Source organism: Corallococcus sicarius, from assembly GCF_003611735.1.
Classification (GTDB): domain Bacteria; phylum Myxococcota; class Myxococcia; order Myxococcales; family Myxococcaceae; genus Corallococcus; species Corallococcus sicarius.
This window is the reverse complement of record NZ_RAWG01000012.1, coordinates 1-21,814: the sequence shown is the minus strand read 5'-3', so window position 1 is coordinate 21,814 and position 21,814 is coordinate 1. Positions and strand designations below refer to the sequence as shown.

Below are 21,814 nucleotides of genomic sequence, written 5' to 3'. Positions count from 1 at the left end.
CCAGGGGTCAGGGCCAGCGGCGGAAGATCAACGACGTGTTGATGCCACCGAAGGCGAAGTTGTTGCTCATCACCAGGTCCGTCTGAAGGGGACGGCCCTCGCCCATGACATAGTCCAGGGGCGCGCACTTGGGATCCACCGAGTCCGCGTCCAGGTGCAGCGTGGGGGCGAACCAGTCCGAGCGCATCATCTGGATGCTCATCCACGCCTCCAGCGCGCCGCAGGCCCCCAGCGTGTGGCCCATGTAGCTCTTGAGGGAGGAGAGGGCGACCTTCTCCCCGAACACCGCGAGCGTGGCCGCGCTCTCCGCGGCGTCGCCCGTGTCCGTGGCCGTGCCGTGCGCGTTGACGTACGGGATGGCGGAGGCCGGGACGCCCGCGTCCTCCAGGGCCAGCCGCATCGCCTGCGCCATGGTGTCCGCGTTGGGCTGGGTGACGTGACGGCCGTCGCTGTTGGTGCCGTAGCCCAGCAGCTCCGCGTGGATGGTCGCGCCGCGCGCCTTGGCGTGCTCCAGCTCCTCCAGCACCAGCGTGCACGCGCCCTCTCCCAGCACCAGCCCGTCGCGCTGGGCATGGAAGGGCCGGGGCGACTCGTGCGGCGCCTCGTTGTGCTTCGTGCTGGTGGCGAAGAGGGTGTCGAAGACGGCGGCGCCGGTGGCGTCCAGCTCCTCCGCGCCGCCCGCGAGCATCGCCACCTGCCGGCCCAGCTTGATGGCCTCGTACGCGTAGCCGATGCCCTGGCTGCCGGAGGTGCACGCGCTGGACGTGGTGATGATGCGCCCGGTGATGCCGAAGAAGACGCCGATGTTCACCGCCGCCGTATGGGACATCATCCGCAGGTACGTCGTCGCGGTGATGCCCTCCGTCGTCTTCTCGGTGATCATCTTCCCGAAGTCGCCCATGTTCTCCGGCGTCCCCGCGGACGAACCGTAGGCGATGCCCAGCTTCCCGCCCTTCACCAGCGGGTCCCCCAGGAGGCCCGCGTCCTGGAGCGCCAGCTCGCTGGCCCGCGTCGCCATCAGCGCCACGCGGCCCATGGTGCGCGTCGTCTTGCGCGAGTACGTGGACGACGGCAGTTCGAACGGCGCGGCGGGCGCACCCAGCCGCGTGTGCAGGCCCTGGTACTGCTTCCAGTTCTCCATCACCCGGACGGCGTTCTGGCGCCCGCGCAGCCGCGCCTCCACCGTCCGCCAGTCGTGCCCCAGCGGACTCAGGGCCCCCACTCCGGTGACGACCACGCGCCTCATCCGACCATCCCCCCGTTCACGGAAATCACCTGACGCGTGATGTAGCCGGCGTCCTCGGCCATGAGGAAGCTCACCGCGGCGGCGACCTCCTCGGGCTTCCCCACCCGGCGGGCGGGGATGATCTTCAGCGCCTCTTCCAGGACCTCCGGCGGCAGCATCTCCGTGTCGATGAGGCCCGGGGCCACGCAGTTGACGGTGATGTTGCGCTTGGCCAGCTCCACCGCGAGCGCCTTCGTCGCGCCGATGATGCCCGCCTTGGCGGCGCTGTAGTTCACCTGGCCCCGGTTGCCCATCAGGCCGGACACCGACGCGAGCGTGACGATGCGGCCCGGCTTCTTGCGGCGCACGAGCGGCATCGTGAGCGGGTTGAGCACGTTGTAGAAGGCGTCCAGGTTGGTGTGGATGACGCTGTCCCATTCGTCGGGCGTCATCGACGGGAAGGCGTTGTCGCGCGCGATGCCCGCGTTGCACACCACCCCGTAGTAGCAGCCGTGGGCCTCCACGTCGGCCAGCAGCGCCGCCTGCGTCCCCGCGCGGTCCGCCACGTCGAACTGGAGCACGCGCGCCTCACGCCCCGCGTCGCGCACGAGCGCCGCCACGGCGTCCGCTTCCTCGCGCCGGCTGCGGCAGTGCACCACGACGTCGAAGCCGTCCCGCGCCAGGCGCAGCGCGATGGCGCGGCCGATGCCCCGGCTGGAGCCCGTCACCAGCACCGTCTTGTCACCCATCTGTGTTGCCCCTCCTCACGTCCTGCCCGGCGGGCGGCTCGAACACCGTCAGCGCCGCCGTGGCCACCGTCTGCGTCCCGATGGTGATGGTGCAGTCGAACTGGCCCAGCCCGTTGTCCGCGAAGAACTGGCGGTGCACTTCGACGCGCAGGCACTCCCCCGGCCGGAAGACGGGGCGGCTGCACTCATAGCGCCGGGTGCCCAGGAGGAAGCCCACCTTCGGCGCCTCCCCGCGAAGCCGCGCATGCCAGCCGGCCCAGGCCGCCACGGCCTGGGCCATGTACTCGATGCCCACCCAGCCGCCCACGGCGCCGTCGGCGAAGAACAGGCTGTCCTCGCGCACCGTCACCTCCGCGAGCAGCGTCTCCGCGTCGCCTTCCAGCACGCGGTCGAGCAGCCGCATCCGCCCGCCATGGGGCACGAGGTCCGCGATGGGCAGGTCGATGGGGGTGCGCATCAGGCGTTCTCCAGCACGAGGGCCGCGTTGCTGCCCCCGAAGGCGAACGAATTGCTCAGCACGGAGCGCACCGGCCGCCCCAGCGCCTCGCCCGGCTTCACCAGCGACAGCGCCGGCAGGGTGGGGTCCGCTTCGCCGTCCCAGAAGTGCGCGGGCAGCTTGCCCTGCGGGTTGTCCACCAGCGTGAGCCACGCGAACGCGGCCTCCAGCGCTCCGGCGGCGCCCAGCGTGTGGCCGGTGAGCGGCTTGGTGGAGCTGGCCTTCACGTCCGGGCCCAGGAGCGCGTGCACCGCGCGGCTCTCCATGGCGTCGTTCTGCACCGTCGCGGTGCCGTGCAGGTTCACGTAGTCCACGCGCTCCGGGGACAGCCCCGCGCGCGTCAGCGCCTCGCGGATGGCGGTGAGGGCGCCCCGGCCGCCGGGCTCCGGCGCGGAGATGTGGTGCGCGTCGGAGGACTCGCCCCAGCCGGAGAGGCGCACCGGCCCCGGCTCGCGCGTCATCAGGAACAGCGCCGCGGCCTCGCCAATGTTGATGCCGTGGCGGCGGACGCTCATCGGGTTGCAGCGCTCCTCGCTCACCGAGTCCAACGAGCGGAAGCCCGCCACGGTGAAGCGGCACAGCGAATCCACGCCGCCCGTCAGCACCGCGTCCACCGTACCCGCGCGCAACAGCCGCGCCGCGCTGGCGAGCGCCTTGGCGCTGGAGGAGCACGCGGTGGAGATGACGTAGGACGGCCCCGCGAGCCCCAGCACGTGCGTGAGCGCCTGCGCCGGGGCGCCCAGCTCCTGCTGGCACAGGTGGAAGGATGCGGGCAGCTGGCCCGTGGCGTGGTGGCCCGCGATGGCGGCCTCGCCCTCGCCGATGCCGGAGGTGCTGGTGCCCAGCACCACCGCCACGCGCTCCGGACCGAACCGGGCGATGGCGGCGTCCACGGCGGGACGCACCTGGGCGAGCGCCGTGAGCAGCAGCGCGTTGTTGCGGCTGTGCAGGGCCTTGGGCAGCGCGTCCTGGGCCACAAGCCCAGCGGTGACGACGCCCAGGTGCAGGGGGCGATCCGCGAACCCGGCGTGGGAGGCCACGCCGGTGGGGGCGGTCGCGAACAGGGCCTGGGCCACCGCGTGCTTCCCGGAGCCCAGGGCGCAGACGAGGCCGAGCTGGTTGAGGAAGACGGGAGGCATCATGGAGACAGTCACTCGTCCGCGAGGCGCGAGTCGATGGTGAGCTGGTAGTGCTCGGAGAGGTTGGTGAGCAGGGTGCGCCCTTCCCAGCGCGGGCTCCCATCGTAGCGCACCGTCACCCATTCCCTGCCGTCCTTCGACAGGGTGCGTTGTCCCGGCCCGTCCTCCAGCGTCCAGCCGGCGGGCAGGGCAGCCCGCACGGCTTCGGCCGGCCAGTAGACGAGCTGCACGTCCCGGAGCACGGGCCCGGACTGGAACTGGGCGGGCAGGCGGGGGTCGCGCTCCTCCTCCAGGGCGGCGCCGTTCCACCGCAGGGTGAGGATGCGCTGCCCCAGGGCGAAGCCGGCCAGCTGCATCAAGCCGGCGTCCACCTCCAGCAGGGCCTCCAGCGAGCGGGGGCCGCCCGGGTCCGCTTCATGGGCGAACACCAGGCGCTGGGTGAGGCTCACCGTGGCGCCCAGGGCCGCGGGGGCGAGCCGAAGCTCCGGCAGGGTTTCACCGGGCTTCGACTCGGGCGGCCTTGGGCGCGGGGTGGCGCAGGCGACGAGGCCCGCGAGCGCGAGGAGGACGCTCAGGCGGCGCACAGTTCCTCGAGCACGCCCAGGCGCCGCTTGCTGTCCGCGACGTAGGGGTTGTTCTTGTCCCAGGCGTAGCCCGCGAGGATGGCGGAGATCATCTTCCGCACGTCCGGGGACGCGTTGGGGTGGAAGATGACGTTCTGGAAGCCGCCCTCGTACCAGGACTCCACGAAGGTGCGGAAGGTGTCCACGCCCGCCTTGAGCGGCTTCGCGTAGTCGCGCTCCCAGTCCACCTTCTCCCCGGCGAACTGGCGCGCGAGGCAGGCCGACGCGAGGCTCGCGGACTTGAAGGCGATGGTGACACCGGAGGAGAAGACCGGATCCAGGAACTCGCCCGCGTTGCCCAGGAGCGCGAAGCCCGGACCCCACAGCGACTTCACGTTGGCCGCGTAGCCGGTGAGCTTGCGCGCGGGCGTGTCCCAGACGGCGTCCTTGAGCAGGTCCTGGAGCGCGGGCGCCTCCCGGACGATGGCCTGGAGCCGCTCCGTGTCCGTGCCCTGGTACTGCTCCAGGAACTCCGTCTTCGCGACGACGCCCAGCGAGCAGCGGCCGTCGGAGAAGGGGATGGTCCAGTACCAGACGTGCACGTGCTCCGGGTGCACCGTCACGCGGATCTTGTTGCGGTCGAAGCTGCCCGGCGGCGTGCGATCCAACACGTGGGTGAAGATGGCGCCGCGCTTGGGGAAGTTCGACGGCGTCTCCAGGTTCAACAGGCGCGGCAGCACGCGGCCGAAGCCACTGGCGTCCAGGAGGAAGCGGGCGCGGACGCGGTACGTCTCACCCTCGGGGGAGCGCGCCGTCACCTCCGGCTGCTCGCCGCTGACGTCCACGGAGAGGACCTCGTGGCGGAAGCGCACGGTGGCGCCCTTGCGCTCGGCGCCCTTGGCGAGGACGTGGTCGAAGTGGGCGCGCTGCACCTGGAAGGTGGTGCCCCAGCCGGGGCTGAACTTTTCGCGGAAGTCGAAGTCCGTGTACCGGTCACCGCGCTGGAAGGCCGCGCCGTTCTTGTACTGGAAGCCCGCCTCCACCACGTCCTGGAGCAGGCCGGCCTCCTCGATGTACTCCATGCTCTGGGGCAGCAGGCTCTCGCCGATGGAGAAGCGCGGGAACTGCTCGCGCTCCAGCACGAGGACATCACGGCCCTGCTTGCGAAGGAGGCCCGCCGCGACGGAGCCCGCGGGGCCCGCGCCAATGATGAGGATGTCCGCCGATTCAGTTTTCAAGGTGTGGCTTTCCTGGTTGGGAGTCGGAAACAAGGGGTGAGGATCCAGATGGTGACCTCGCCCAGCAGCATGGCGAGACCGAACGAGCGAAGGGCCGGCGTGGCCGACAGCGCCAGCAGGCCGAAGGACAGGAGCGTGCTCACGCCGGCCAGCGCCACCGCGAGCCACGCGGAGCCGTCACCGGGGTGCTCCAGAAGGAAGATGCCGTAGTCCACGCCCATGCCCAGCAGCAGCACCAATCCCAGCACGGTGAAGAGCTGCAGGGGCGCGCCCACCCAGCCGAAGAGGGCGAGCGTGAGGAGCGTGCCCAGCACGGACGGCAGCCACGCGCGCCACGCCTGGCGCCCGAAGCGGGCCATGAGCGTGAGCAGCACCGCGATGTAGCCCGCGGCGATGAGCCCGCCCATGATGCGCCGGTAGCGTCCGAGCAGGCCGGAGATCTCCGCCGTCTTGTCCACCCAGCGGATGCCCTCCAGCCCCTGCGCGACGGCCTCCAGCCGGGGCAGCACCTTCGGGTCGTTGAGGCCGCGCAGCATGAGGACGCTGTACTGCCGGGCGCCCAGCGTCCCCAGCCACTGCTGCCGGATGGCGGAGGCGGCGGGCCCGGCGAGGAAGCGAGAGGGGGTGAGCGGCGTTTGCGCGAACGCGGCGCGCGTGGGGGCCTCGCCCGTGGAGGCGGCGACGGCGGCCACGGCCTGCGCCTCCGCGCGAGCGCTCAGGGCCGCGTCCTCGCGCTGCTGGGCTTCGGAGGGAAGCCAGTCGGACACGGCGCGGTAGCCCGCGAACACCTTCTGGGTAACGAGCGGATCCAACCGCTGCTTCAGCGCCGCCTCGCGCGCCAGCACCTGTTCGTCGCTGTCCCCCTCCACGAGGAAGAACTGCGCGGGGCTGGGCAGTCCCAAGAGGCGCCCCAGCTCGCGCTGGTCGGCGATGAGGTTCGGGGGCGCGCCCTGCAACTGGCGCAGGTCGTCCTGGGGCTTCAGCCGGAAGAGTCCCACGGCCACGAGCACCGCGAGCCCCGCGCCCGTCAGCCACCAGCCCCGGGTGGACGTGACGCGCGGCCAGCGGGTGATGGAAGCGGAGAAGCGCTCGGAGAAGGCGGTGACGGGCAGGGCGCCCCGGTCCAGGGACGGGAACCAGCACACCACCGTGAGGAACGCGGCGGTGAGGCCCGCGGCGGAGAACACCGCCATCTGCCTCAAGCCGGGGAAGGGCGCGACGCCCAGCGCGAGGTACGCCACCACGCTGGTGATGAGCGCCAGCGCCATGCCGGGCAGGAGCGAGCGCATCACCGGGCCGCGCTCCGAAGGGGCCTTGCCCTGGCGCGCGGCGAAGTAGTGGAAGCCGTAGTCCTCCGCCACGCCCACGAGGCTGGAGCCGAACACCAGCGTGAGCAGGTGCACGCGGTCGAAGAGGAGCGCGGTGACCGTGAGCGCCACCGCGCAGCCCAACAGCAGCGACACGCCCACGAGCAGGATGGGGCGCAGCGACCGGAACGTCAGCCACACCAGCAGCAGCACCGCCGCGAGCGAGCCGAAGCCGATGGTGGACATCTCCCAGCTCGCCTGGGCGGCGGCGGCCTCCGCGTACAGCGGCACGCCCGCGGCCACCAGCCGTCCACCGGGCACCGCCGTCTCCACGCGCGAGCGCGCCCGCTCCACCGCGGCGGTGACGCGCGCGCCGTCTCCCAGCGCGAAGGCGGACACCTTGCTCTTCCAGGTGAGCAGCACCCACTCGCGCCCCTCGCCCGACAGCCACAGGCGCCCGTCGCGAGGCCGCGCGGACGTCTCCGCCGCGCGGGCCTGCCACCAGTCCGGCCACAGCCCCAGCGGATCCACGTTCCAGTCCGTCAGCTGCGCGCCCGCGGGCTGGTACAGCTTCATCAGCGCCGTGCCGCCCAACTCGTCCGGCGTCGCCCGCGTGAGCCATTGCCGCTGCGAGGGCGTGAGCAGCCGGTCTCTGTAAGGCCGGTAGAAGTCCACCGCCTGGTCGAGCGCGGACGTGTCCACCACGGCGGGCTCCAGCACATCGCCGGACTGTCCCAGCGCCTGGGTGGCCGCGTCCGCCGCCTGCTGCGCGGCCGTCCAGTCCTTCGCGCCCACCAGCAGCACCACCTGCCGGCCGGCCTCGTCCGCGAGCCTGCGCGTGGCGGCGTCCACCTCCGGCGCCTGCTCATCCTCCGGCAGGAGCGCGAGCACGTCGGTGTCCAGGTGGGCCCCGCGCCAGAAGGACACCTGGTGCACGCCCACCGCGAGGACGACCAGCGCCCAGAGGATGGCCAGCCTATTTGCCAAGGCGCCCGGCTTCCGTGGCATCCGGTGGCGGCGTCTGGGCCAGCGCGTCGAACAGGATGACGCTGGAATCCCCGCGGGTCTCCTCCAGGTGCACCTGGCGCACGTACCCGTCGCCCTCCATGCGGATGTGTTTGAAGACGCGCGCGAGCCCCGCGTCCGTGGGCGTCAGCTCCAGCTTCCAACCGGTGGGGCCCACCAGCGCGCCCTCCACCTTGAAGCGCTGCTGGAGCGTGGCCACGTCACCCGCGAGCAGCGCGAAGAGCAGCTCATTCATGGCCGCCAGCGCTGGCTCCTTCGTGGAGTCCAGGTGGTAGGCCGCGCCGCCCGCGCCCTGTTCGGCGCTCAGGGACTTGCGCGTGAGCGTCAGCGTGGAGGCGAAGGGCGTGCGCGTGTTCCAGAGCACGCCCTGGTCGCGGGCGAGGAGGAAGTCCCCCTTCGACACCAGCGGCTTCTTGAAGCCCGCCACCGTCTTCTTCTGTTCGAACTTCCCGCGCACGAGCGGCGCGTCCACCAGCCGCGCGCGCACGTCCTTCACCAGGTCCGCGGCGTGGGCGCTCAGGCCCATCAGCAGGCAGGCCACCAGGACGAGGGGCTTCATTCGGGCCACACTCCCAGCTTCTTCCAGAGGATCTCCGGGCAGACGAACTGCATCTCCCCCGTGGCCAGGGACACCGCCACCTGGAGGGTGTGGGCCTGGTTCACCTTGCGCCCGGTGGCCGCGTCGCGCAGCACGTAGTCGAAGCGCAGCCGGTTCTCCCACTCGGTGATCTCAACGCGCACGATGATCTTCTGCTTGTAGGAGATGGGCGACACGTACTTCAGCCGCATGTCCACCACGGGCCAGCCGTAGCCTGACTCGCGCATCTGCGGGTAGTCGTAGTCGAAGCGGCGCATCAGCGCGCAGCGCGCCAGCTCCAGGTACTTCACGTAGTGGCCGTGCCAGACGATCTCCATCATGTCGAAGTCGTGGAACGGCGGTTCGATTTCGATTTCGCAGCTCAGGTCAGGCTTCATGCAGGCTCCACTCCCGACGGCGGATGGCGACGAGCAGCGCCTGCAGCTCCCCATCCAGCGCGCGGTCCTCCACCAGCAGCGGGATGCGCGCTTCCAGGTCCGCCTGCATCCGGGCCAGCGCGGGGCCGGGCTTCGCGTCCGGGTCCAACCGCTGGCGCAGGGTGACGCCCTGCCGGGCGGCGATGAGCATCGCGGCCACCACCTGCTCGGTCAGCTCCAGCACGCGCAGGCAGTCGCGCGCGGCGATGGTGCCCATGCTGACCTTGTCCTGGTTGTGGCACTCGGTGGAGCGGGAGAAGACGGACGCGGGCATCGTCTGCTTGAGCGCCTCCGCCGTCCACGCGGAGACGCTGATCTGCGCCGCCTTGAGGCCGTGGTTGATGGCCGCTCTTGGGCCCGTGGACGCGGAGAGGTTGGCGGGCAGCCCGTGGTTGAAGCGCGGGTCCACGAGCAGCGCGAGCTGCCTGTCCAACAGGTCCGCCACGTTGGCCACCGCCGTCTTCAGCCCGTCCATGGCGAAGGCGATGTGCCCGCCGTAGAAGTGGCCGCCGTGCAGCACGCGCTCGCCGTCGGGGTCGATGAGCGGGTTGTCGTTGGCGCTGTTCAGCTCGTTTTCAATCTGCGTGCGGAAGAAGGGCAGCGCGTCCTCCAGCACGCCGATGACGTGCGGCGCGCACCGCAGCGAGTACCGGTCCTGGAGCCGCTGCTCGTTGCGCGACGGCCGGTCCGACACGAGGTCCGCGCGCAGCCGCGCCGCCACGCGCTGCTGGCCCGCGTGGGGCTTGGCCGCGAAGAGCGTCTCGTCGAAGTGGTGCGCGTTGCCGGCGCTCGCCAGCACGTTGAACGCCGTCAGCCGCGTGGCCAGCCGGGACACGTACTCCGCCCGCTCCCACGCCAGGCACGCCAGGGCCGTCATCACGGCGGTGCCGTTCATGATGGCCAGCCCCTCCTTCGGCCGCAGCTTGAGCGGCGCAATCCCCAGCGACGAAAGCACCTGCGCCGCGGGACGCCGCTCGCCCCGGTGCCACACGTCGCGCTCGCCGCACAGCACCGCCGCCACGTAGGACAGGGGCGTGAGGTCGCCGCTCGCGCCCACGGAGCCCTCGGCGGGAATCATGGGCAGCACGTCGTGCTGGAGGAGCAATTCCAGCTGGGTGAGCAGCGGCACGCCCACGCCGGAGAAGCCCTGGCACAGCGAAGCCAGCCGCGTGGCCAGCACCGCGCGCGTCTCCTCGGGCGTGAGGAACCGGCCCGCGCCGATGCCGTGGTACGTGTAGAGGTGGTGCGGCAATTCCGCGACGAGCGCGGGCGGGATGGACACCGTCACGGAGTCGCCGTAGCCGGTGGTGACGCCGTAGATGACGCCGTCCTCCGCCAGGAGCCGGTCCAGGAACGCGGCGCCCTTCGCGATGCGCTGGCGGAAGGCGGGGGCGATGCCCAGCTCGGCGGGGCGCTCACGCCGCGCCAGCGCGCCCACGTCCTCGAGGGTCAGCCGTCCGCCGTCGAACCGCACGGGAAGGTCAGAGAGTGGGGGGCTTCGCGGAGACATTCACCTGATCCCAGAAGGGAAAGAAGTTGAACCAGTCGTAGGGCGCGCGCTTGAGGAGCGCCGTCACCTGGCCGGCGTAGTGGCGCGCGCAGTCGGTGAGCGCGGCCTCGCGCTTGCCCCGGGGAAGGACGACGCGCTCGAAGAGCCGCTCGAAGTGGATGGTGTAGCCGTCCCCCTCGTGGATGCACCCGAGCAGGTACAGCGGACACTTGAGCAGCGACGCCAGCACGTAGGGACCCACGGGGAAGGGCGCGGAGTGGCCCAGGAAGTCGACGCGCACGGTCTGGCTGGCATTCACCGGGATGCGGTCGCCCGCGATGACCACGAACTCGCCGGCCTCCACGCGCTCGTTCAGGGCGACGGCGGTGGCCGGGCCCATGTCCGTGACTTCCATCAGCCGGAAGTCGTTCTCCGGGTTGAGGCGCTTGAGCAGGCGGTTGAACTGCTCCGCGTGCAGCGTGTGCACCAGGATGTTGAGCTTCACCTCGCCGCGCCGCTCCGCCATGGAACGGCACAATTCCAGGCAGCCCATGTGCGCGGTGACGATGACGCCGCCCCGGCCCGCCTTCGCCGCCTCGTAGAACTCCTCGCGCCCTTCGGTGCGCACGCGCTCGAAGCGGTAGCGCCCGCTGACGGCGAGCAGCTTGTCCAGCATCGTCTCCGCGAAGGCCACCACGTGGCGCACGCTGTCGCGCCAGTGGGGCTTGTGGCCCAGCGCCCCCGTCGCGGCCTCCAGCCGGTCCAGGTACTGGAGCGACGCCTGGCGCAAGAGCGGCCGGCTGAGCCAATGCGTCAACACCACCGGGTAGAGGCAGACGCGGAAGGGCCAGCGGCCCAGCAGCCGGTGGACCCAATAGAGGATCCAGATGCCGGCGACGAAGGTCGTCTCCCCCATCTCCGCCCAGTGGCGGGACTTCATCTCGCCACCTTCCGCCACAGGAGCAGGGGCAGCCGCACCAGCATCCCGAAGAAGAGCCGGGCGTGCATGCCGGAGATGCGCACGTTGTCCCAGAGCACGTCGAAGTGGGAGATGCCGTCGGTGGGGTAGCGCACCTTGGTGGGCTGGTTGAGGATGCGCATGCCGCGCCAGAACAGGCGCACCAGCACCTCCACGTCGAAGTCCATCCGCTTGCCGATGCGCACCGAGTCGATGAGCGCCACGGTGGGCGCCAGCGGATAGACGCGGAAGCCGCACATCGAATCGCGGATGGCGAACGACAGCGTGTTGATCCACACCCAGATGTGCGTGGCGTAGCGGCCGTACAGCCGGCCCTTGGGTACCGACTCGTCGTAGACGGGGGTGCCGCACACGAGCGTGTCGGGGCTCGCCTTCGCCAGCTCCAGGAAGCGCGGGATGTCGCTGGCGTCGTGCTGGCCGTCCGCGTCGATTTGAAGCGCGTGGCTGTAGCCGCGCTCCTTCGCCGCGCGCAGGCCCGCCATCATCGCGCCGCCCTTGCCCTCGTTCTGGGGCAGGCGGACCACCTCCACGCCAGCGCTGTCCTCGCGCGCGAGCCCGTCCATCACCGCCGCGCAGCCGGGCTCGCTGCCGTCGTCCACCAGCACGCACGGCAGGCCATGGCCGCGCACGGCCTTCACCACCGCGCCCACGGCCTCGCCGTGGTTGTAGACCGGAATGACCGCGCAGACCTTCATCCCACCCCTCCACCCAACACGATGCGGCCGCTGGCGTGGGCGCCTGCGTCCGACGTCAACTTGAACCCCAGCCGTCCGGACTCCGCCGCCCAGGTGAGCTCCAGCGTCAGCCGCGTGTCGGGCGGGATGACCTGCTGGAACTTCAGCGTCTCCATCCGCAGGAAGTCCGGCGGCAGCGCGAAGTGCTCCCGCCCCAGCAGCAGCGCCCACTCCAACTGCACGACGCCGGGCAGGATGGGCGTGCCGGGGAAGTGCCCGTCGAAGTAGGGCGAGCCCGCCTGCGCCTCCACGGACAGCAGCACGCGTTCGGCCGTGCGCTCCAGCACGTGGAAGGGAGGACGCCTGGGGTCGAAGAGGGCGGCGAGCGCCGCTTCGGTGGATTTGCCCTGCGGGTTGACCGGCATGGCCTCCAGATATCGGAACCGGCGCGGCAAGGCACTGGACTCGAAATGCGGGGCCAGCTTCTCGCGCAGCGCCTGGCTCAGGGAGCGTCTGCCCCCTGCCTCCTGGAGTCGCCAGCCCTCCGCGTCCGGCACCGCCACCACCGCCAGCGTCACCCGGTGGCCGTCCGCCAGGGGCAGCACCCGCGCCTCGCGCAGAAGCCCCCCGTCCACCAGCGCCCGCTCCATGGCGCTCAGCGACACGCGCTTCTCCTCCAGCTTGAGCAGCCGGTCGCGGCGCCCCAGCAGCTCGAAGCCGCCGGGCACGGCCCGGGCCCGGTCCTCCGTCGTGAACCACGCGCCTTCGGCCAGGTCCAGGTGGGGCGAGCGGACGGCGAGCACGTCGTCGTCAGGGGAGCCAGAGCTGGAACCGGAACCGGAGCCGGCGCGCACCTCCACGCCCGGCATCACCCGCCACGACGCGGCGTCGTCGGTGTCCCGCCTGCGCCACGCGACGCCTCCCGTTTCAGAGCTGCCGTAGACCTCCACCGGCGCCCGACCCAGCAGGTCGCGGCAGGCCTGGAGCGCTTCGGGGCTCAGCGGCCCGCCCGAGGAGAACAGGCCGCGCAGGTTCCCGCGCACCGCGGCCCAGTCCAGCGAGGCCGGCAGCCGCTTGAGGTGCGCGGGGCTCGCCACCAGCAGCGCGGGCCCCGCCGCCTTGAGCGCGGCCACGATGTCCTCCGGGTAGGGCAGCCCGTGCGCATCGAAGGGCCGGCCCGACGCCAGCGGCCACAGCACCCGGAACAGCAGTCCGTAGATGTGCTGGTGCGACACGGTGGCGAGCACGGGCGCGTCCCCGGCTTCGGCGTCGAACAGCGCCCCCAGCGTCGCCACCTCGCGGGACAGCTGCGACAGCCGCTTGGGGATGGCGGTGGGCTCCCCGCTGGAGCCCGACGTGTAGACGACCAGCGCGGCCAGGTCCGGCGACAGGGGACGGAAGTCCGCGACGGCATCCGGCACGGGCGTGAGGGGCGTCAGGCCCGCCGGGCCCCTGCCCGCGAAGCCGTGTACGTGGGCCCTGAGCGCGTCCAGCGTGGCGGGCCGCGCGTCGGCGGGAAGGTAGACGCACACGCCCGCGTGCCACGCGCCCAGGAGCGCGGCGGCGAAGTCGAAGGTGTCCTCCAGGAAGAGGGCGTGCCGCAGGCCTCCGTGCGCGTGGAAGGCGGCGCGCCAGCCCGCGGCCCGGGCCTGGAGCGCGGCGAAGTCCAGCAGCTGCTCGTCGCGGCGGGCCACGGGGTGACCCGGAGGACGGCCGTGGACGAGGAGGTCTTCGAGCGCGAGCGCCTCAGCCATGGACGTGCCGTGCGCGCACCCGCTGCCGCACCACCCATTCGCCGGCGAAGAGCAGGCCCATGAGGCCGTAGGCGACGAGGCCGTTGTAGAGCGCCCAGGTGGCGTCGCTCGCCCAGAGCGCGGTCCCGAGCGCGAGGCCGCCGTTGAGGACGAAGAAGCCGCACCACACCTGCGTCACGCGGCGCGTGTACGCCACGCCCGAGGGCGGCAGGTCCTTCTCCCGCAGCCGGGCCAGTCGCTCAATCACGCTGGGCGGATAGGCGAGGCTGGTGGCGAAGACGGTGAGCAGCACGCTGTTCACCAGCACCGGGTAGAGCTTCAAGGGCAGCGCGTGGTTGCCCAGCATGCTGGACCCCGCCAGCACCAGCGCCCCCACGGCGGCCGCGAGCCACATCTTCTCCCGCGTCGCCACCGCGCGCACCACCGCCATGCCCGCCAGGGGCAGCGCCATCCAGCGGGGCTCGAAGTGGCCCAGGCCCAGATAGACGAGCGGCGGGTACGCGAGGCTCAAGAGCCCCAACAACACCGGACGCAGCCGCTTCACGCGGCGGCGGAGTCGCTGCCGAGCAGGCCGTGCAGCGCGTCCACCACGTCCTGCAGCGTGCGCACGGAGCGGAACACCTCCGGCGGCACGCGCTGGCCGGCGACGGGCTTTAGGCGCACCAGCAGGTCGATGGCGTCGATGCTGTCGATGTCGAGGTCATCGTGCAGCCGCGCCTCCGGGATGATGCGCGACGGTTCGATGTCGAAGGTTTCCTGCAGGATGGCGCTCAGGCGCTCGAACAGCTCGGACTTGGTCATGACGGCTCCGCTTTGGTTCATAGGCATCAGGACTTGGTGCGGTGGGTGCTGACGAAATCCGCGAGGGCCCGCACGCTGGCGAAGTGGCGGCGGTTCTCCTTGGAGTCGCTCGCGAGCACGACGCCATAGGACTTCTGCAGCGCCAGGCCAAGCTCCAGGGCGTCAATGGAGTCGAGCCCCAGCCCCTCCACGAACAACGGCGCGGCGGGGTCGATGTCGTTCGGCGTGAGGTCCTCGAGGTTCAGCGTCTCGATGACCAGACGCTTGATTTCGTGTTCAAGCTCCAGCATGGCCCTGGCTCTCCCGGGAGAAATGGTCGTGCAAACGGGTGGTCAGCTGGCGCGCGGCCTTCGCCGCTTCGCCCGCGTCCGCGTCCTCGGGCGACACGCGGATGTCGTCCTCCACGCGGATGATGAAGTGCATGGGGCGCTCGGGCACCTTCCACCAGGGGACGCCCTTGGTGAGGCCACTCGGAGACACCCGGATGGTGACGGGCGTGATGTCGCAGGGGCCGCGCACCGCGATGTTGGCGGCGCCGCGCTGCAGCTGCATGGGCCCGCGGACGGGCGTGCGCGTGCCCTCCGGGAAGATGATGAGGTTGTTGCCGGCCTTCACGGACGCGATGCAGTCCTGGATGAGCCCGGGCCCGGAGTCGTTGCACAGGTAGCGCGTCGCCCGGATGGGGCCGCGCATGAACGGGTTGTTGGCCAGGCTCGCCTTCACCACGCAGTCCGCGTTGGGCACGAGCGAGATGAGGAACACCACGTCGATGAGCGTCGGGTGGTTGGCCAGGATGAGCAGCCCGGAGCGCGACAGCTTCTCCACCCCCTCCAGCTCGTAGCGCAGCACGCCGAGGAAGCGCATGTAGCCCACGAAGAAGCGGAACGAGTGGTGCACCGCCAGCCGCGCCAGCCGCGTCTGCCGCCCGGGCTCGCGCACGAACAGCTGGAGCAGCGGGAAGTAGATGAGGCGCAGCGCCAGCCCACCCAGCCCGAACGTGGCGAAGGACAGTCCGGTCGCGAAGATGCGCCAGGCGCGCTCGAGCCTCTCAACCATGACGTTCCCACCGCCAGTGTCGAGCGCCCACCGGGTGCTCCCACCGCGACGCCCGCGCGGCGCCCGTCACCAGGAAGCGCAGGGCGCGCAGGTCCGCCGGCAGTCCGCCCGGTTCCGGAGTCTCCGGAGCCTCGGGAGCCGCCACGGCCCGCGCACCGGCATGGCAGCCCAGGTGGATGGCGTCCGCGCCCGTGCTGGCGGCCAGCAGACAGGCCCAGGCGCGCGGGAACTCCAGGGACTCGGAGAAGTGCTGCCAGGGCGCCGGCACGGGCTCGTCGTAGAGGACGACCATCACCCGGGGGACGCCGTCCGCCAGCAGGCCGCACGCCTCCGTGAACGCGGCCTCCACCGTCTCCTCGCCCGCGGCGATGGCGCTGTAGGAGGACGCGTCCCCGCGCGCGATGGAGTAGAGCGCGCCGATGGCGTTGTGCACCGACAGGCTGAAGGACGTGGGCGACAGCGGCTCCGAGCGCGCCAGCTGCGTGAGCAGCTCCACCGAACGGCCCAGGTCCCCGTAGCGCGACGCGAAGAGCACCGGCGCGTCGGGGGCGGCCACGTGGGCCTGATAGGAGGCCTGCAACGCGATGCGCCCCAGCCGGTCCACCCGGCGGCGCATCATCGCGGGCATCTCCGTCAGCGCGGGCGTACCTTCGGCCGGGAGGGCGTGGGGCTTCGTGAGCCAGGCTTCCCAGGCGGCCGGCTCCACGAGGCCAGGGGCCCATGCGGCCCAGCGCTGAATGGTGAATCCCATCATCTTGACGGGGAGGCCCCAAGCGCTCCCAATGGCAACCTTTAGCAAACCATCCACAGGGTGACAATTGGGCGCCCGACCCGAGCCAGCGTGCAGGCGGGGGGTTGTCCTGTGCCCTGCCCGGCGTCCCCAGCAAGGGGCTGCTTTTGCTGGAGAAACGCGCACGCGAGCCTCGGCGTTCAGGGTCTTGCAGGTTTGTCCAGGGGGGTGGCCCATCCCCCGCCCCCCGCAGGTCGGAAGAAACCCTTCCGGATGATTCGGAACGACACGCGAAGACGGGTCGTTGCCGCGGCCTGGGACGTCCAGCACGGCTCCCTATTCACTCCCCGACGTGCGGCCCTCCCCTGGGGGTGACGGGCAACTGGAGTCAGGGCTCGGCGGGGAACAGCGCGCGCAGCTCCCGGAGGGTGCGGGGGCTCGCGCCGCGGGGGCCGGTGACCCAGATGCGCTCCGGCTCCAGCGCCAGCTCGCGCCAGGACACCGCGCCGCCGTCGGGCAGCACCACCTCGCCGTCCAGCCGCACCACCGAGTGGCGGCGCGACACCGCCTCCAGCCCGAAGAGCAGCCGCTCCACGTCGGACCAGTGGGCGGGGGAGAACAGCAGGTCCACGTCCGACATCGGCCGCAGGAAGGACACGCCGGAGCGGTGCTGCCAGGCCAGTGAACCGAACACCCGCACCGTGAGGTCCAGCGCGGCGCCCAGGGCGACGACGTCCTCCATCGCGGAGCGCCACGCCTCGGGCGCCGTGGCGCGCGTCTCATTCAGCGTGGGAGGCGGCATCCAGCGCTCCACCGCCGGCAGGCCCACGTGCAGCGCGAGGTGACGGCGGTCGGGCAGGGTGAGGCCCAGCCGCAGCTCGTCGTCCTGGTCCAGAAGGTCCTGGCGCGCCACGGCGAAGGGACGGCCGTGCTCCCGCCACTCCGTCACCTGCCGCAGGACGTCCGGGCCTGGCGGGGAGCGCAGGTGATGGGCCCAGTCCGTGCCCAGGTACACCCAGTCGTGTCGCGCCGGACGTTCAGCCGGCATCGAGGCCAGTCCCCTCTGTCCGGGGCGAGCCCGGGCGTCCTTCCGCGGCGCGGGACGGGGCGACCTTCGAGGCTCGCGGAGGCGGAAGGAGGGGCAGGAGCACTGGCGACATCCGTGACGGGTTCATTACCCGGATTCACGCCCCGGGTGGGGCCCAACCTGCACACATCGACGTGAGAGAGGTCGGGGAAGCCACTCCTCCACACGTCTCCCCGGAAATCCGGGTGGGAGGTCCTGCGCAGGGCAGGGGAGGCTCCCACGGTGGAGTGAACCCCACCGCGTGAAGCCTGCAACCTCCGGCACCGGACGCTTCATCCCGGCACGCGGCGGTCCGCTGGCGCGCGAGATCAGCGGGGCTGCTGGACGACGGGGCGCGTGGCGTGGACGTGCTGCCTGCGCATGTCGATGAGGATGTCGTACTGACGCGGCTCCGGGGCGATGGGGCCGGCGGCGAAGCGGTAGAGGCCGCTGACGTCCGCTTCGCGGGGAAAGCGCTCCTTCACGAGCGCCTTGAGCATCTCCTTGGCCACCCACTCGGAGTCCACGGACACGGAGCCGAACTCGTCCAGGTAGCGGAACGGAGCGGAGGAGTCCGTCTGCTTCGCGGTGAGGACGAAGACGCGCGGCTTCTGCGCGGGCACGACGAGGCTCGCGCCCTCCTCCATCAGCGCCAGCTCCCGGCCCTGGGGCCGCGCGAACAGCTCCAGGGACTGCTGGTGCGCGAGCAGCGCGCTCACGGCCACGAACGCGGTGAGCAGCAGCGTGGCCAGCCGCGGCCCATGCCGGGGCCAGACGGTGCCCAGGTTCACGAGCGACGCGGCGAAGAAGACGGCCCACACGCCGGTGAGCGCGTTGAGCGTGCGGTAGGTGGGCCAGCGCTCTCCGGCGAGGAAGCTGACCGAGTACGCCGCGGCCGACAGCGTCACCAGCGCCAGCAGCCAGCGCCCCACGCCGGTGAGCCCCGAGCGGCGTCCCTCCACGGCGACGCCCAGGCCCAGGAGCGTCAGCGTCAGCACCACCATGGACCAGTAGCCGTCCATGTCGCCGCCCAGCGTCTCGTTGAGCGCGGACAGGGCGAGCGCGTTGGGGAACACGTGCGTGAGCGCCCAGAGGGTCTTGTCCACCCAGTGCTTCTCGAAGACGATCCGCGTGGAGGGCGTGAAGACGCCCGTGGCGAACATCACCTTCGTGATGAGGTACGCGAGCACCAGCCCCAGGCCCATCACCCACAGGTGCTTCGCCATCCAGCGCGCGGTGTCCTTCAGCGACGTGTCGCGCCGCACCACCAGCGCCGCCGCCAGCAGCACCGCGTAGAACAGCCCGCTCACCTGGTAGATGAGCGTCGCGGCGGCCATGGCCACCACGGCGCCCAACGACCAGCGCCCCGGATGCGACGCGGGCGCCTGCGGACTTCCGATGCCGCGACGGGCGAGCGCGAACGCCGTCAGCCCCAGCATCAGCGCCACCGCCTGCGGCCAGCAGATGCCCCAGTTGGCGATGACCTGCGCGGACGGCGTCAGCGTCAGGAACCCCGCCAGGAGCGCCGCGGAGGTGGGGCGCCAGCCCTCCTTGCGCAGCATCAGGAAGACCGCCGCCGCGAGCACGCCCAGCCCGGCGACCCCCAGCAGGCGCAGCCCCGTCAGCCCGTCAATGCCTCCCGCCGCGCGCGCGGACACCTCCAGCATCCAGCCGTAGAGCGGACGGCCCTGCGCGGCGCAGACGCGTAGAATCTTCCCCGGCTCCTCGCGCGCCTCGCGCAGGATGGCGTAGTCGTCGCGCAGGCCATACCGGTGGATGACCGCGCTCCAGTAGATGGGGAAGGGGAGCAGCAGCAGCAGCGCCACGGTGCTGGGAACCACCAGCGCGCGGGGCGTGGGACGGGTCATCAACGGGAAGGCCATCGAGGTTGACGCACTGTAGCAGAAGCCACCCCGCGACTCTCCCTGGAACCGGGACACGCCAAGGTTCCAATCACGGTGAGAAGCGCGGAGTCCCAACGACTTTCACGGAGCGACGTCGGCGTCCTCGTTCTGCTCGGTGTGCTCGGTGGCCTCTCCGAACTCCGGGCCTGTGGGCTGGCGCACCACGTTGAGCACGGGCCGCGCGTCGGCGAGCGACGCGGTGAAGAGCGAGGGTTGCTCGGGATCCGCGAACACCGTGGCGAAGTCCTCCGCGCCGAGCCCGCGCGCGAGCCGGGCCGCGAAGGAGTCCTTGAGCAGCCGCACGTAGTACTCGACGTCGTAGTCGCGCGGATCCTCGCCGGCCGGGGCGCCATGCGCGGTGCGGGGCGTGGGCTCTGCGTCCTCGGCCTCCGGTTGCGGCAGCAGGCCCGCGCGGCCTCCGGTGGCGCGGTAGATGCGCACGCGCTCGCCCAGGGACCAGTGCTCGCGGCCGTTGGTGAGCAGGGCTTCGTAGGGCAATTCGCGCCGCTGCTTGCGCGTGGACAGGTACTGCGCGGGCGCCTTCGTCAGCCGCACCTGGGCCGTCACCTCGTAGGTGGGCACGCGGCGCCTGCGCAGCGCCATCACCATGTCCACGTAGGTGTCGCGCACGGCGCTGACGTCGCCGTCGAGCAGGTGCTGGACGGCACGGCGCAGGAAGTCTTCTCCGTAGCGCTCCGCGCGGCTGGAGCGGAACGCCACGCCGCGCAGCAGCAGGGGGCCCGCGTAGGGTTGCAGCGCGTAGTTCTTGGGCTCGTGCGACAGCATCGCGGCGTAGCGCCCGTCGAACTCCAGGCGCACGCGGGGCGGCAGCAGGGCCGCGACCTCCGACACCACCCGGCGCTCGTCGACCTCCGTCCACGTCTCCGGCACTGAGAAATAGACGCCGTCCGTGTCGGCCTCCAGCAGCGTCACGCCCCGCGCGGCCAGCTCGCGGCACAGCAGGCCCAGCACCTCGCGTCCATGCCGCGTCACCTCGTTGGCGGCGTGCACGTCCGAGAAGCGCGTGAGGCCCGCCGCGCCCAGGTAGCCGTAGGCGGAGTTGATGACGATCTTCATCGCCGCGGAGAGCGCTTCGTGGGTGTGGCGCTCCGGGGAGCCGGGGGGGGCCTTCTTCGCCTTCGCCTTCGCGTCCAGCCGCTGGTCCACCAGCCGGTCCACCAGCGCGAGCAGCGCGTTCAGCCGGTCGCGCTTCGGCCCGATGCGGTACTGGCGCATCAGCGACGGGTAGAGGCTGGCCACGTCCGCCTTCACCACGTGGCGCGCGACGCCGGTGGCGAACAGGTGCAGCGCCGCGCCGCTGTGGGACGTGCCGTCGCCGGACTCGTGCGCGGGCAGCGCCGCGCCCGCCCTCAAGTACGCGCGCACCAGCAGCGGATCCAGCACGCCGGTGGCCGGGCCCGCGTCGGCCAGCCGCTCGTACCGCCGGGGCGCCATGCGCGCGAGCGCGAACACCGCGCCGCCCAGCAGGTGCGCGAGCCCCGCGGCCTCCTTCACGTCGTCGCACGCGTAGCGGCGCACCCGCTCCGGATCCTTGCTGAAGACTTCGTACACGCGCGCGCCGGGGATGAGCTCGCGCTCCGGCCCCGCGAGCCCCAGGTGCTTCGCCACCGCCTTGAGGCCGTGGCCGGGCAGGTCGCGGGCGGAGAAGTCGTGCCGGCGCACGGCGTCCAGCGTGTCGATGAACTCGCGGCCGGGCACGGTGTAGCGCGCGCGGCGCATGGCGTCCGCCTCGCGGCCTCCAGGGCCCCGTCCGAGCGCGGCGCCCCGGGCGGAGGGCCGGTGGCGCAACCCCGGCAGGCCCGCGCGTCCCAGCGCCAGCGGCACGTTCAGCCGCTTCGCGCGCTGGTCCAGGAAGGGCAGGTCGAAGCCGTGCAGGTTGTGGTTCTCCACCACGTCGGGGTCCGCCTCGCGGATGCGGGCGACGAGCCGGCGCAGGAGGTCCGCCTCGCCCGCGTCGCCGTCCGCCGTCACCTCCAGTGTTTCCGTCCGGCCCTCCGGATCCCTCAGCGCGACGAGGAAGATGCGGTCCTTCGCCGGGTCCAGGCCGGTGGTCTCCAGGTCGAACTGGAGGCGGCGCAGGTCGTCGAACACCAGGTCGCGGAAGTACGTGCGCCCGGTGGCGACCAGGTATTGCTCCTCCGGGGGCAGCACCAGCACCGACTGGGGGCCCAGGTCGCGCAGGTGGCCCACCCGCTGGCCCAGCCGCGCTGACGCGCCCCGGAGCACCGCGGCCCCCAGCGCCCGGCCGTCCTCCGCGCTCACCAGGTAGCGCAGCGCCCCCGGCCCCTCCAGCTCTCGGAACGTCACGACGCCCGCCGCGCCTGCTCCAGCCGACGGGCCCTCCGGCAGGAGCCCCGCGCCCAGGTGCTCCAGGTCCTGGAGCGACGCGAGCAGCAGCCAGGGCCGGTAGCGCGCGTTCTCGCGGAGCCGCACGGTGGTCCCCGGCTGCCGCTTCCACACGAAGGCCCGTCCGTCAGGCTCCGCCCACACGGACACGATGCCGGGCGTGGGGTCCCATCCCCACAACCACTCCTCCTCCATCGGATGGGGGGCCGGATGGGCCGCGGGTGGGGGGACCATGGG

The 21,814-nt window shown here is 72.0% G+C and carries 21 protein-coding genes; all 21 read right to left on the bottom strand.

Annotated elements, in window-relative coordinates; genetic code table 11:
• Window positions 1–7 precede the first annotated feature (7 nt).
• The 21 genes from D7X12_RS03070 to D7X12_RS02970 all read right to left on the bottom strand — a co-directional run bounded on the left by D7X12_RS03070 (window position 8) and on the right by D7X12_RS02970 (window position 21,772).
• On the bottom strand, window positions 8–1,246 hold the full coding sequence (locus D7X12_RS03070; protein ID WP_120623765.1) for a beta-ketoacyl-ACP synthase: 1,239 nt from the start codon (window positions 1,244–1,246) through the stop codon (window positions 8–10).
• Window positions 1,243–1,974, bottom strand: coding sequence for a 3-oxoacyl-ACP reductase FabG (fabG, locus tag D7X12_RS03065; RefSeq protein WP_120623764.1), 732 nt, complete (start codon window positions 1,972–1,974; stop codon window positions 1,243–1,245). Before fabG ends, D7X12_RS03070 begins: the two co-directional genes overlap by 4 nt.
• Window positions 1,967–2,431: a hotdog family protein gene (locus D7X12_RS03060; RefSeq protein ID WP_167508971.1), complete on the bottom strand. Its 465-nt coding sequence runs from the start codon at window positions 2,429–2,431 to the stop codon at window positions 1,967–1,969. Before D7X12_RS03060 ends, fabG begins: the two co-directional genes overlap by 8 nt.
• A complete protein-coding gene (locus tag D7X12_RS03055) occupies window positions 2,431–3,612 on the bottom strand; it encodes a beta-ketoacyl-ACP synthase (protein WP_120623763.1) in 1,182 nt (393 codons plus the stop codon). Before D7X12_RS03055 ends, D7X12_RS03060 begins: the two co-directional genes overlap by 1 nt.
• An 8-nt stretch (window positions 3,613–3,620) precedes the next feature.
• On the bottom strand, window positions 3,621–4,193 hold the full coding sequence (locus D7X12_RS03050; RefSeq protein ID WP_120623762.1) for a DUF3261 domain-containing protein: 573 nt from the start codon (window positions 4,191–4,193) through the stop codon (window positions 3,621–3,623).
• Window positions 4,181–5,410: an NAD(P)/FAD-dependent oxidoreductase gene (locus D7X12_RS03045; RefSeq protein WP_120623761.1), complete on the bottom strand. Its 1,230-nt coding sequence runs from the start codon at window positions 5,408–5,410 to the stop codon at window positions 4,181–4,183. Before D7X12_RS03045 ends, D7X12_RS03050 begins: the two co-directional genes overlap by 13 nt.
• Window positions 5,407–7,704: an MMPL family transporter gene (locus D7X12_RS03040; protein ID WP_120623760.1), complete on the bottom strand. Its 2,298-nt coding sequence runs from the start codon at window positions 7,702–7,704 to the stop codon at window positions 5,407–5,409. The genes D7X12_RS03045 and D7X12_RS03040 overlap by 4 nt, the downstream gene beginning before the upstream one ends.
• Window positions 7,694–8,302, bottom strand: a complete 609-nt coding sequence (locus D7X12_RS03035; RefSeq protein ID WP_120623759.1) for a LolA family protein — start codon at window positions 8,300–8,302, stop codon at window positions 7,694–7,696. Before D7X12_RS03035 ends, D7X12_RS03040 begins: the two co-directional genes overlap by 11 nt.
• Window positions 8,299–8,718 carry an acyl-CoA thioesterase gene (locus tag D7X12_RS03030; RefSeq protein WP_120623758.1) on the bottom strand — a complete coding sequence of 140 codons (420 nt, stop codon included), beginning with the start codon at window positions 8,716–8,718 and terminating at the stop codon, window positions 8,299–8,301. Before D7X12_RS03030 ends, D7X12_RS03035 begins: the two co-directional genes overlap by 4 nt.
• Complete coding sequence (locus D7X12_RS03025; RefSeq protein WP_244224321.1) at window positions 8,708–10,231, bottom strand: HAL/PAL/TAL family ammonia-lyase; 1,524 nt, start codon at window positions 10,229–10,231, stop codon at window positions 8,708–8,710. The genes D7X12_RS03030 and D7X12_RS03025 overlap by 11 nt, the downstream gene beginning before the upstream one ends.
• Before the next feature lie 7 nt (window positions 10,232–10,238).
• On the bottom strand, window positions 10,239–11,186 hold the full coding sequence (locus D7X12_RS03020; protein WP_120623756.1) for a lysophospholipid acyltransferase family protein: 948 nt from the start codon (window positions 11,184–11,186) through the stop codon (window positions 10,239–10,241).
• Window positions 11,183–11,920 (bottom strand): glycosyltransferase family 2 protein, encoded by a 738-nt coding sequence (locus tag D7X12_RS03015; protein ID WP_120623755.1) that lies wholly within the window; start codon window positions 11,918–11,920, stop codon window positions 11,183–11,185. Before D7X12_RS03015 ends, D7X12_RS03020 begins: the two co-directional genes overlap by 4 nt.
• Window positions 11,917–13,653, bottom strand: a complete 1,737-nt coding sequence (locus tag D7X12_RS03010; RefSeq protein WP_120623754.1) for an ApeI family dehydratase — start codon at window positions 13,651–13,653, stop codon at window positions 11,917–11,919. Before D7X12_RS03010 ends, D7X12_RS03015 begins: the two co-directional genes overlap by 4 nt.
• Window positions 13,646–14,197, bottom strand: a complete 552-nt coding sequence (locus D7X12_RS03005; protein WP_120623753.1) for a COG4648 family protein — start codon at window positions 14,195–14,197, stop codon at window positions 13,646–13,648. The genes D7X12_RS03010 and D7X12_RS03005 overlap by 8 nt, the downstream gene beginning before the upstream one ends.
• Window positions 14,194–14,454, bottom strand: coding sequence for an acyl carrier protein (locus D7X12_RS03000; protein WP_120623752.1), 261 nt, complete (start codon window positions 14,452–14,454; stop codon window positions 14,194–14,196). Before D7X12_RS03000 ends, D7X12_RS03005 begins: the two co-directional genes overlap by 4 nt.
• Before the next feature lie 26 nt (window positions 14,455–14,480).
• Window positions 14,481–14,744: a phosphopantetheine-binding protein gene (locus D7X12_RS02995; RefSeq protein ID WP_120623751.1), complete on the bottom strand. Its 264-nt coding sequence runs from the start codon at window positions 14,742–14,744 to the stop codon at window positions 14,481–14,483.
• Window positions 14,731–15,510 carry a lysophospholipid acyltransferase family protein gene (locus D7X12_RS02990; protein WP_120623750.1) on the bottom strand — a complete coding sequence of 260 codons (780 nt, stop codon included), beginning with the start codon at window positions 15,508–15,510 and terminating at the stop codon, window positions 14,731–14,733. The genes D7X12_RS02995 and D7X12_RS02990 overlap by 14 nt, the downstream gene beginning before the upstream one ends.
• Window positions 15,503–16,261 (bottom strand): beta-ketoacyl synthase chain length factor, encoded by a 759-nt coding sequence (locus tag D7X12_RS02985; protein ID WP_208718790.1) that lies wholly within the window; start codon window positions 16,259–16,261, stop codon window positions 15,503–15,505. The genes D7X12_RS02990 and D7X12_RS02985 overlap by 8 nt, the downstream gene beginning before the upstream one ends.
• A 367-nt stretch (window positions 16,262–16,628) precedes the next feature.
• Complete coding sequence (gene mdcG, locus D7X12_RS02980) at window positions 16,629–17,288, bottom strand: malonate decarboxylase holo-[acyl-carrier-protein] synthase (RefSeq protein ID WP_120623748.1); 660 nt, start codon at window positions 17,286–17,288, stop codon at window positions 16,629–16,631.
• A gap of 347 nt (window positions 17,289–17,635) precedes the next feature.
• Window positions 17,636–19,174, bottom strand: coding sequence for a hypothetical protein (locus D7X12_RS02975; protein ID WP_167508969.1), 1,539 nt, complete (start codon window positions 19,172–19,174; stop codon window positions 17,636–17,638).
• A gap of 117 nt (window positions 19,175–19,291) precedes the next feature.
• A complete protein-coding gene (locus D7X12_RS02970) occupies window positions 19,292–21,772 on the bottom strand; it encodes a DNA polymerase domain-containing protein (protein ID WP_120623789.1) in 2,481 nt (826 codons plus the stop codon).
• Between the last annotated feature and the right edge of the window lie 42 nt (window positions 21,773–21,814).